The organism is Verrucomicrobiia bacterium, from assembly GCA_035495615.1.
Classification (GTDB): domain Bacteria; phylum Omnitrophota; class Omnitrophia; order Omnitrophales; family Aquincolibacteriaceae; genus DATJFP01.
On record DATJFP010000070.1, the window covers coordinates 1 to 10,102 of the forward strand.

Annotated in this window: 10 protein-coding genes; 6 read left to right on the forward strand and 4 right to left on the reverse strand. The window is 59.5% G+C overall.

Annotated features, from left to right (window positions below):
* From VL688_08625 to VL688_08650, 6 genes are all read left to right on the forward strand, one after another.
* On the forward strand, window positions 1–674 hold a 674-nt coding region (locus tag VL688_08625; GenBank protein ID HTL48106.1), incomplete at its 5' end, for a hypothetical protein.
* Between the two features lie 32 nt (window positions 675–706).
* Complete coding sequence (locus tag VL688_08630; GenBank protein ID HTL48107.1) at window positions 707–1,519, forward strand: class II aldolase/adducin family protein; 813 nt, start codon at window positions 707–709, stop codon at window positions 1,517–1,519.
* A complete protein-coding gene (locus tag VL688_08635; GenBank protein ID HTL48108.1) occupies window positions 1,516–3,108 on the forward strand; it encodes an NTP transferase domain-containing protein in 1,593 nt (530 codons plus the stop codon). The genes VL688_08630 and VL688_08635 overlap by 4 nt, the downstream gene beginning before the upstream one ends.
* On the forward strand, window positions 3,101–3,838 hold the full coding sequence (locus tag VL688_08640) for a glycosyltransferase family 2 protein (protein ID HTL48109.1): 738 nt from the start codon (window positions 3,101–3,103) through the stop codon (window positions 3,836–3,838). The genes VL688_08635 and VL688_08640 overlap by 8 nt, the downstream gene beginning before the upstream one ends.
* Window positions 3,838–4,413: a hypothetical protein gene (locus VL688_08645; GenBank protein HTL48110.1), complete on the forward strand. Its 576-nt coding sequence runs from the start codon at window positions 3,838–3,840 to the stop codon at window positions 4,411–4,413. The genes VL688_08640 and VL688_08645 overlap by 1 nt, the downstream gene beginning before the upstream one ends.
* Window positions 4,404–5,033 (forward strand): HAD family hydrolase, encoded by a 630-nt coding sequence (locus tag VL688_08650; protein HTL48111.1) that lies wholly within the window; start codon window positions 4,404–4,406, stop codon window positions 5,031–5,033. Before VL688_08645 ends, VL688_08650 begins: the two co-directional genes overlap by 10 nt.
* Here the strand turns inward: VL688_08650 and VL688_08655 are convergent.
* From VL688_08655 to VL688_08670, 4 genes are all read right to left on the reverse strand, one after another.
* The gene (locus tag VL688_08655; protein ID HTL48112.1) at window positions 5,021–6,451 is read right to left on the reverse strand and encodes a deoxyribodipyrimidine photo-lyase; all 1,431 of its coding nucleotides are present in this window, start codon (window positions 6,449–6,451) and stop codon (window positions 5,021–5,023) included. The two genes, VL688_08650 and VL688_08655, sit on opposite strands and share 13 nt — an antisense overlap.
* A gap of 18 nt (window positions 6,452–6,469) precedes the next feature.
* Window positions 6,470–8,197, reverse strand: a complete 1,728-nt coding sequence (locus VL688_08660) for an APC family permease (GenBank protein HTL48113.1) — start codon at window positions 8,195–8,197, stop codon at window positions 6,470–6,472.
* Window positions 8,194–9,855, reverse strand: coding sequence for a carbon starvation CstA family protein (locus VL688_08665; protein HTL48114.1), 1,662 nt, complete (start codon window positions 9,853–9,855; stop codon window positions 8,194–8,196). The genes VL688_08660 and VL688_08665 overlap by 4 nt, the downstream gene beginning before the upstream one ends.
* Before the next feature lie 60 nt (window positions 9,856–9,915).
* Window positions 9,916–10,102 (reverse strand): TerC family protein (locus tag VL688_08670; protein HTL48115.1); only part of this gene is annotated, 187 nt, incomplete at its 5' end.

The window sequence follows — 10,102 nt, forward strand, 5'->3', positions numbered from 1 at the left end:
TGGAGGCCGCGGTGGCGCTGCGCGACGGCGGCACCATCCAGATGGGCCGCTATGACCACAAGAGCGGCACGTTTTCCAGCGCGGCGACCGTGGAAGCGAGTAAATTCGTTTTCTTCGTGGGCCTGCATCCTTTTTACCTGAAAAAGATGCGCGACCTCATCGCCATCAAGATCTTCATGGACACCGACGAAAGCCTGCGCCGGTACTGGAAAATCCGCCGCGACGTCAAAAAGCGCGGCTACCAGAAGGACAAAGTGCTCGAGCAGCTGGAATCCCGGGAACAGGACAGCGAAAAATTCATCCGGCCCCAGGCCAAGTTCGCGGACCTGGTCATCCGCATGGAGCCGGCCGGGCCGATCGACGCGGAATCCGGCCCGCGCAGGGCCGCGCTCCGCACGCGCTACATCATGGACAACAGCGTGCCGACCGACCTCCTGCTTGCGGCCCTTTCCAAAATCAAAACGCTCAGCGTGGCCACCGCGCACGACATGGACACGCAGGAAATCGAGATCGCGGGAACGGTCACGGCGCGCGAGATCATGGAAGCCGCCTTCGGCCTCGGCCTTAATTTCGACGAGCTCCTGGTCAAGACCAACCGCTGGCTGAGCGGCCACTACGGCGTCACGCAGCTGATTTTCCTGCTGCTTTACCAGTTCAAAATGAAGGCGCGCTAAGAACGGAAAATCCGGGCTTGCGATCGAAAACTATGGACCCATCCATCCGGGACCTCATCGACATTTCCCATTACGCGGCGCGGCATCCTTCGTGGGTGCAGGGCAGCGGCGGCAATTGCTCGGTTAAAGCCGAAAACCTCATGGCGATCAAGGCCTCGGGTTATTTCCTCGAAGAGGTCGGCGAGGACAAGGGGTTTGTCGTTCTCGACCTCGTATCCAAGCGGGCCGCGGGCGGCGATCCGAACGCCCGCCCTTCGATGGAATTTCCCCTGCATACCCTGCTGAACCGTTTTGTGATCCACACGCATCCTGTGCCTGTCGGCGCGCTGGTCTGTTCGCAGGAAGGAAAAAAAGAATTCCGCAAAATCTTCCCGGAAAGCCATTTTATTTGGGTGGACTATGCCACTCCCGGACTGCAGCTGTTTCTGAAGGTGAGAGAGACGCTGGCCGCCCTGACGCCGCCGCCGCAGGACAAAGTCCTCTTCCTCGAAAATCACGGGCTTTTCGCCGCTGCAGAAACCAAAGAGCGCTGCATGCAGCTGCACAGCCAGGCCATCGAGCGCTGCGAAAAGGCGCTGCCCGCGGCCAAAGCTGCGGCCGAAAAAACAACGGCCGCTGGCTACCTGACGCCCGATCATGTGGTCTTCTTCAACCTGGACAGGAAAACGCTTTCCCCCAAACAGAGGCAGGCACTCTCGGAGCTCGAGGCTTTTGCCGCGGAAGTCGCGGCGCGCGTCAAGACCAGGGGATGGTCGCTCAAGGCCCTCGCGGAGCAGGACGCGCAATTTCTCCTGCAGATGGAAGAAGAAAAATACCGGCAGGACCTTTGGAAAGATAAGCCATGAAGATCATGATTCCCATGGCCGGCCTCGGAAAACGCTTTCTGGCCGCCGGCATCACCACGCCGAAGCCGCTCCTTCCCGTCGAAGGCATGCCCGTCATCGAGCACATCATCCATAATTTTTCGTTCGAGGACGACTTTGTGTTCGGCGTGAACGAAGACCATCTCAAGCACACGCAGCTCGGCGAAGTGCTCCAGCGCCTCGCGCCCCGCGCCTCGGTTGTTTCCATGCCTTACCACAAGGCCGGGCCCATCGGCGTGCTTCGCAATATGTTTCCCCACGCGCTGGACCAGGAGCCGGTCATCGTCAATTACTGCGATTTTTCCTGGGCCTGGGATTACCAGGATTTCAAAAAGACCGTGGCGGCCAACGGCTGCGACGGCGCGGTCGTGTGCTACCGCGGCTTTCATCCGCATCTGGTGGGTCCGAACCTGTATGCGACGCTCGACGCCGAAGGGCTTTGGATGAAAGCCATCCAGGAAAAGCACACCTGGCACGGCGACAAGATGAAAGACTGGACCAGCTCCGGCACTTACTATTTCAAAAACGCGGGCATCCTCAAAAAAGCGTGCCGGGAAATCGAAAAGCACCCGGATTGGAAAATTAACGGCGAGTTTTACGTAAGCCAGCTCTACCAGGTGATGAAAGACATGGGCCTGAAAATTTTCATCTACGAAATCCCGTTCATGCTCCAGTGGGGAACGCCGGAAGACATGGAAGAATACAATTACTGGTCCGACATCTTCCGCGCCAAGGCGAGGCCCGGCGCGCCGGCCGCGACGCACCGGATGAATGTCCTCACGCTCATGGCCGGAGCGGGAAAGCGTTTTTCGGACGCGGGCTACACGCTGCCCAAGCCGCTCATCCCCGTAGACGGAAAGCCCATGGCCGTTTGTGCCGCCCAGGCCTTGCCGCCCGGTGACCGGTATTTTTTCCTTTCGCGCCGCGAGGGCACGAACGAACCCGGACGCGTGGAACCGGAAATCAAAAAATATTTTCCCGGCGCCCGTTTTCTCTGGATCGACCGGCTGACCGAAGGCCAGGCCGCGACCGCGCTCCTGGCCAAAGGGCTCGTGCCCGAGGACGAACCGCTCCTCATCGGCGCCTGCGATCACGGCCTTATCCTGGACCAGGGCAAATTCGATTCCATGACGGCCGAAGGTTCCGGCACAGACGCCCTCATCTTCACTTATCGTCATTACCCGCCTGTGCGCCGGAACCCCAAGGCCTATGGCTGGGTGGAAACCGGCGGCGCCGGAGCCGTGCGGCGCGTTTCGGTCAAAGTCCCGCTGGAAGGCGATCCGGCCTTGCGACACGCGATAAGCGGCGCGTTCTGGTTTCGCCGCGCCGGAATTTTCTTCGCGGCCGCGGAGCAGATGATCCGGGAAGACGACCGCGTGAATAACGAATTCTACATCGACCAGGCGATGAACCATGCGGTGCGCGCCGGCCATAAAGTCAAAGTATTCGAGGCCGAGAAACATGTCGGCTGGGGAACGCCGGACGATCTGCGCACCTACGAATACTGGCAGCGTTTTTTTTCGCAGGCCTGGTTCCATCCTTACGCGGGAGCAAAGACCGCCCATGCCTGACGCGCCGGAACTTTCCATCGTCGTCCCCTGCTATAACGAAGAAAAAAACGTGCCGCGGCTCGTGGAGCGTTTTGCCTCCGCGCTAGCCGGACGTTCCGGTGTGGAGGTGGTTTTCGTGGACAATGGATCCAAGGACGGGACAGGAGCGGCGCTCGACGCGGCCGTGAGCCGCCATGCCTTCGTGAGGAAGGCCGTCGTCCCCGAAAACCAGGGCTATGGGTTCGGCATCCTTTGCGGTCTGCGGGAAGCGCGCGGCCAGGTCCTGGCCTGGACCCATGCCGACCTGCAGGCCGATCCCTCGGACGTGCTGAAAGCTTACGACGCTTACCGCGCGGCGGCGCGGGAAACGCAGAAAGTCCTCGTCAAAGGCCACCGCCGCGGCCGCAAGCCTTCGGAAAAATTTTTCTCCTGGGGCATGCAGGTGCTGGCGGGACTCGCGCTCGGCTTCGCCGTGGAAGAAGTCAACGCGCAGCCCAAGCTTTTCCCGCGGCTTTTTCTGGGCGAGCTGGAAAATCCACCGCATGATTTCTCGCTCGACCTCTACGTCCTGTACATGGCCGAAAAAAAAGGGTATAAAATTATTTCGATCCCCGTTTTTTTCGAGGAAAGGCTTCACGGCGAGGCCAAAGGCGGAAGCGGTTCCTCCTGGCCCGTGCGATGGAAGCTCATGAAACGTTCTTTCGCGTACATTTTCGAACTGCGCTCGCAACTCCAACGAAAGGCGGCCTGATGCTTTACATCCGGCACCGCATCAACACCCTAGAAGAATTGAAAACCGTCCCGGCCGACATGGGCGTCGAGCTCGATCTGCGTTCCGAAGGCAGCAAGCTGATCCTGCACCACGATCCGTTTGCCGGGGGCCTGGAATTCGAGACGTTCTTGAAGTCGTACGCGCACGCTCTCATGATCGTGAACGTCAAAGCCGAGGGCCTGGAAGAACCGGCGCTCGAACTGCTGAAAAAGTACAAAGTTCGGGATTACTTTTTCCTGGACCTCTCCTTTCCCGCCCTGGTCAAACTGGCGCGCAAAGGCAAAAAAAGCATCGCGGTCCGCTTCTCCGAATACGAGCCCATCGAGCAATGCCTCGCGGTGGCTGGGCTCGTGGACTGGGTCTGGGTCGACTGCTTCCAGAACCTGCCGCTGACACGGCCGGTCTTCGACACGCTGAAAAAGAATTTCAAGATCTGCCTGGTCTCGCCCGAACTGCAAAAGCATTCGCTGGACCGCATCCTCGAATTCAAAAAGCAGCTGGCCGGCATGGACGTCGACGCGGTCTGCACGAAGAGGCCGGACTTATGGCGATAAAAGAATTCGCCCGCCGCGCGCTTTCCTGCAAAGCCGTCCTTCTCGACCTGGACAACACGCTGTATGAGTTCGCTCCCTGCCATGCGGCGGCGCTGAAGAAGTCGCACGGGCTGTACGCCGCGAAAGTGCGCCGGATTTCTTTTTCCGATTTCCGCCGGCTTTACGTCCGGGCGCGGGCGGAGGTCAAAAAAACAACGCGCGGCCAGGCAGCCTCGCATTCGAGGCTGCTTTATTTCAAAAGGATGCTGGAAGAGACCGGCGCCGGACGTTCCACGCTCGCCCTTGATCTGGACAGGGCTTACTGGAAGGCTTACATGGACCGGATGAAAATCCGGCCGTGGGTGCGCCCGCTCCTCCTCCGGCTTCGGAAAAAAGGGACGCCGATCGTTATCGTGACAGACATGACGGCCGCCTGGCAGCTGGAGAAAGTAAAAAAATTAAAGCTGGAGGGCCTTGTTGATTTTATCGTGACATCAGAAGAAGCGGGTGTGGAAAAACCCCATGCCGCTATTTTCAAGTTCGCGCTGCGCAAGGCCGGGGCCAAGGCCGGGCAGGCCATCATGATCGGCGACGATCCCCGTAAGGACCGCACACGTCTCCTCGACTGCTATCTCGTCTGATTTTTTCCGCTCTTTATTTTTTCGTAGGCCATGAGCGCGCGGCGCCGCGCGGCTTCATGGTCGACCCCCGGCTCGGGATAATCGCGCCCTAATTTCACGCCCGCCTTTTCCAGGACTTCGGCCGGCGCTTTCCAAGGTTCGTGGATCCACTTATCGTCCAGTCCCGCAAGCTCGGGAACCCACCGGCGAACGTAAACGCCTTGGGGATCAAATTTCTTGCCCTGCGACACAGGATTGAAAATGCGGAAATACGGCGCCGCGTCCGCGCCGCAGCCGCCCACCCATTGCCATCCCAGCGTATTGTTCGCAAGGTCTGCGTCCACCAGCGTGTCCCAGAACCAGGCCGCGCCTTCCTGCCAGCGGACCAGAAGATCCTTGACCAGAAAAGACGCCGCGATCATGCGGACGCGATTATGCATCCATCCCGTGGCCCAAAGTTCGCGCATGCCCGCGTCTACGATGGGATAACCCGTGCCGCCCTTTTGCCAGGCCTTCAGAAGGCGCGCATTGCGTTCCCAGGGAAAAGCCCGGAATTCGGGACGCATGCAATCACGCGGCGTATGGGGAAAATGATAAAGAAGATGGTATGCGAATTCGCGCCACGCAATCTGGCGCAGGTAGACCAGGCCTTTCTTGTTTTTTCTCAGCGCATGCCAGATCTGACGGGGACTGATCTCGCCGAAATGAAGATGCGGGGAAAGGCGCGAGGTCCCCGTTTCGTCAGGACGGTCGCGGCCGGTTTCGTAGGCGTTCACAGGCCCCGAGGAAAATTTTTCCAAGGCTTGCAGTGCGCGGGATTCGCCCGGCGTCCAGGCTTTGCGAATGCCTTTGTCCCAGGGAATGGAAGGCAGCAGCTCCAAAGCCTCGATCTTGAGGCCGTTGCCCGCGGAGGCCGCGGGCTTAAGCTTAGGCTCTTCCAGCGGCTTGGAAATTTCCGGCTTAGCGAGGAGCTGGTTCCAGAATGGGGTGAAAACCTTGTACGGCGTGCCCTGCTGGGTTTTGATTTCCCACGGCTCGAAAAGAAGCGATGCCGAAAAGCTTTTAGCCTCGATTTTTTTTGCCTGCAGCTCGGCTTTGACGGCTTTGTCGCGCTCGATCAGCGCCGGCTCGTAGCAGCGGTTCCAGAACACCGCTTCCGCGCCGCATTCCTTGGCCGTCCGCAGCAAAGTCTCGAGGCTGGGCCCTTTCTTGATCAGGAGCGTGAGGCCGCGCTCCTTCAGGGTCATTTGCAGACTTTTCAGGGATTCGTGCAGCCAGACCCGGGCCGCGCCGCCGGGCGCCCAATCCCCTTCCTCTTCGGGCGCCCAGATGAAAACGGGAACAACCGCAAGGCCCAGGCGAGCCGCTTCGACAAGCGCGGGATTGTCCGCCATGCGCAAGTCTCTGCGATACCATACAAGCGCCGTTTTTTTATCCATGTCCCCGGAAGTTTTCGGCTATCCGACGATGACGAGGTGGCATTTCTTGGGAAGCAAATGATTCAGCCGCTGCAGCATGTCCCCGCGCAGCACGTTGGTGAGAGCATTGCGTTTCGTCGTTCCGATCATGAGCGTGTTCACTTCGAGTTCCCGTGCGGCTTTGGCAATCAAATGGCCCGGGTCTGCCCCGAACTGCCAGATCGGAAGCCCCATAATGCCGAGCACTTCCATTTCCTTTTGCGCCTCACCGAGAAGCTTCAGCGACTCGGGCGAGGGCTCCACAGCATCCGAAAACTCGATCATCTTCGGACTTTCCTCGACGTAACCGATGTAAACCGCATTCTCCCCCAGCGCCCGGCAGCGCAGCGACGCCTCTTTCAGCAGCAGCTTGTTCACGCTTCGCAGGGCCACAAGCGAAGTGCTGCGGTAAAGCGCGGAAATTTCCTTGGCTTCGGAAACGGTGAGGACGTTGAAGTCCGGAATCTCGATCTCCGGCGGCGGGGAAAAATAGCGTGTCATGTAACGCAACGCAAGGCCCGTGCTCAGGACCGAAAGCACGAAAATGAAGGCATTGTGCTTCTGGAAAATGATCGTCACTTCGATAAAAATAAGAATGACAGCCGCCACAAAAAGCAGCCCGCGTTCGATTTTTTTCAGCGGCAATTTGAAGTTCGTGGCGCAGGAACCAATATTCATGGTGATGGCGCCTACCACGCCGATGGCGTATAGCGCCGCCAGGTGTAGGACTTCATGTTCGAAGACGAGCACCAGAATTGGTACGGCGGTCGCGACGAGCAGCGGAATCGTGGGCATGCCAAAATTATTGAGCTTCGTAAAGGCGTACGGCAGCTCGCGGTCTTTAGCCATCAAAAACTGCATGGAAACCAGCGATGCCACGGCCGTATTTGCGGCCGACAAAAGCAGGAAGCCGAAGATGAGGGAAATGAGCGCGCCGTACCAGCGCCCGATGTAGTGGTCGCCCAGAGCGCGCAGCATGTCTTCGGTGTGGTTGGTGAGGCCCGGCACCGCATTCATGGCAAGCCCCAGAAGGAAAGTCAGGACGGTGACCTCGAGAAGGACAGGCAAAATTGCGTTACGGGAAGTTTTTTCGACGGGCTGCACCATGATGCCGGTCATGTTCGCCACGGCCTCCACGCCCGAAAGCGCCAGCACGATACCCACGAAAATCGACCAGTTTTCCGGAAGCCCGCCTTTGGGCATCGTGAGCTGCACGCTGGGCAGATGCGGCAGTGTGGACACGAATAAAATAGCGGCGGCAGCAGACGCAAAGACTGCGATGACCGCGGCAATGTTCCCGCCTTTTTTGGGGCCCAGCCAGTTGATGGCGCCAATCAGGAGGATGGAGAACACAGCCCATTTTTCCGGATGCGGGAAATTGAAATAGTGGAATGCGTCGAGCGCGCTGAGGGACGCGGTCACCACATAATCGGCGACGAGCAGGAACGCGCCGATCACGGCCAGGATCTGGGAACGGTGCTTGACGGAAGAATAGACGCCTCCGCCGTCGGGATAGATGTGGCAGATGATCATGTAGCAGACACCGACGAGCGCGGTCAGCGCGGACATGATGCCGAGAAAAAACCAGGATGCGTGACCCGCGAGCGCAAACGCGATCCCGAGCACGTAGGCCTTGCTCGTTCCCCAGTCGCCGTACAGCATGGCGCCGGCATGGAACCAATGGAGCTCGCGGGGACGGTCGACGGATTTTAAGACGCGCGGCGTCATGGGTTATTGACCGAATATTTGATTTCCGGACGGCCGCTTTTGACCGCCTCTACGATGAGGAGGACGGCGAGGACCAGCAGCGAAATCGCGATAAGCGTCACGAGATCCACCTTGCCCGCCGCAAGGGCCGGGACGATCATGGTGGCCAGCGCGCAGACCGTGACGGCCATCATGAAAAACATGGGCAGCAGGATCGGCGTCGCGCGCTTGCCCGAGCGAAGAAGCCAGGCCGAGAGGATCATCAGCGTCAGCGCGGCGAGAAGCTGGTTGGAGGTGCCGAAGATGGTCCAGAAAATTTTCCACGCGGGAATGACGTGCCCTGCCGCGTCCGTCATGGTCAGCGACACGCAAATAAGCGGCGCGACAAGGCTGACCACCGTGGCGCCGATGCGTCCGGACCAGCCTTTCCAGCCCGTGAGCTCCTGAAAAAGATGGCGCGTCAGGCGCGTGGCCACGTCCAGCGTATCGTAGATGAAAGTCGTGAACGCGAGGAGCGTGAACGAACGCGCGAATTCGCGCGGAATGCCGAGATGCTGCACGAAACGGCTCAGGCCTTCGGCGTAGATGCGGTCCGGCGAAGCGCCGGTCAGCTCGCTGCCCTTGGCCAGAATCATGACCGTGGCAAGCGCGATGAAGGCCACCAGCGCTTCGAGCAGCATGCCGCCGTAGCCCACCATCTGGCAGTCGGGTTCTTTGGCGATCTGCTTGGACGTGGTACCGGAGCAGACGATGCCGTGAAATCCGGAGCAGGCGCCGCAGGCCACGGTGACGAACAGCAGCGGAAACAAAGGAAGGCCGTTGGGCGCCGTGAAACCCAGGAAAGCGGGATACGCGATTTTCTCGCCTCCGATAAAAAGTCCGAGGACGCCCGCGGCAAGCGTCGCGTACAAAAAGAAGCCGCCGAGATAGCCGCGCGGCTGGAGGAGAAGCCACACGGGCGTGACGGACGCGATCAGGCAGTACACGAGAAGGATGACGTTCCAGATTTGCTGCGGCGAGAGCGGGCCCATGGCCGGGATCACCGTGGGAAACGACTGGCCGTACCAGATGCTCACGCCCACAAGCGGCACGAAAACCAGCGTGGCGAGCGGCAGCGGCATCTTGAAGCGGTGCAGGCACACGCCCATGGCCAGGCCGATCAGGAGATACATGATAGAAGACGTGGCCACTCCGCCGCCCAACTCCGGATTGACAAAGGAAGCGCTCGTCAGGTCGGTGAAAGCGGTGATGACATAAATGAGCGACAGCCAGACGAACGCGAGGAAAACGAGATAGCCGCGCCGGCCGAAGACGTCGCGCACGATCTCCACGATGGATTTGGCGCCGTGGCGCACGGAGCCGACCATGCTGGAAAAATCATGCGCGGCCCCGAAGAAAATGGACCCGAACAGGATCCACAGAAGCACGGGAAGCCAGCCGAACCAGAGCGCCGCGAGAATCGGCCCGACAATGGGGCCGGCCGCGGCAATGGCGGAAAAGTGCTGGCCGAGGAGAAAGCGTTTAGGAGTGGGGACAAAATCGACGCCGTCGTTCACGGCGGCGGCCGGCGTCTGGACATCGGGATTCAAACGGAAGAAACGCGCGAGGACGCGGCCGTAAGCAAAATAGGCCGCTCCCAGGATGAACAGAACGATCAACGCCACGGAATAAAGGCTCACGGAAATCTCCCCCGCTCCGAACAGGCTTCCGGCGGGCAGGTGTTCATGGATTCGCGGACCTTACGGCTCTTCTTTCACAGGTCGCATGATGGAAACGATGATGGATGCCGCGAGAATCACGGCAATCACGGCCAAGGCTACGACGATCGGGATGTGATAGATGTCTGTGACGATCATCTTGATTCCGACAAAGATCAGGATCGCTCCCAGGCCGTAATGCAGGTAACGAAAAATCTTCATCATGCCG

Excerpts from the sequence above, each read along its gene's own strand:
- VL688_08640 (HTL48109.1), top strand. The coding sequence starts at position 3,101 with ATGCCTGACGCGCCGGAACTTTCCATCGTCGTCCCCTGCTATAACGAA.
- VL688_08655 (HTL48112.1), bottom strand. The coding sequence starts at position 6,451 with ATGGATAAAAAAACGGCGCTTGTATGGTATCGCAGAGACTTGCGCATG.
- VL688_08650 (HTL48111.1), top strand. The coding sequence starts at position 4,404 with ATGGCGATAAAAGAATTCGCCCGCCGCGCGCTTTCCTGCAAAGCCGTC.
- VL688_08630 (HTL48107.1), top strand. The coding sequence starts at position 707 with ATGGACCCATCCATCCGGGACCTCATCGACATTTCCCATTACGCGGCG.
- VL688_08635 (HTL48108.1), top strand. The coding sequence starts at position 1,516 with ATGAAGATCATGATTCCCATGGCCGGCCTCGGAAAACGCTTTCTGGCC.
- VL688_08660 (HTL48113.1), bottom strand. The coding sequence starts at position 8,197 with ATGACGCCGCGCGTCTTAAAATCCGTCGACCGTCCCCGCGAGCTCCAT.
- VL688_08645 (HTL48110.1), top strand. The coding sequence starts at position 3,838 with ATGCTTTACATCCGGCACCGCATCAACACCCTAGAAGAATTGAAAACC.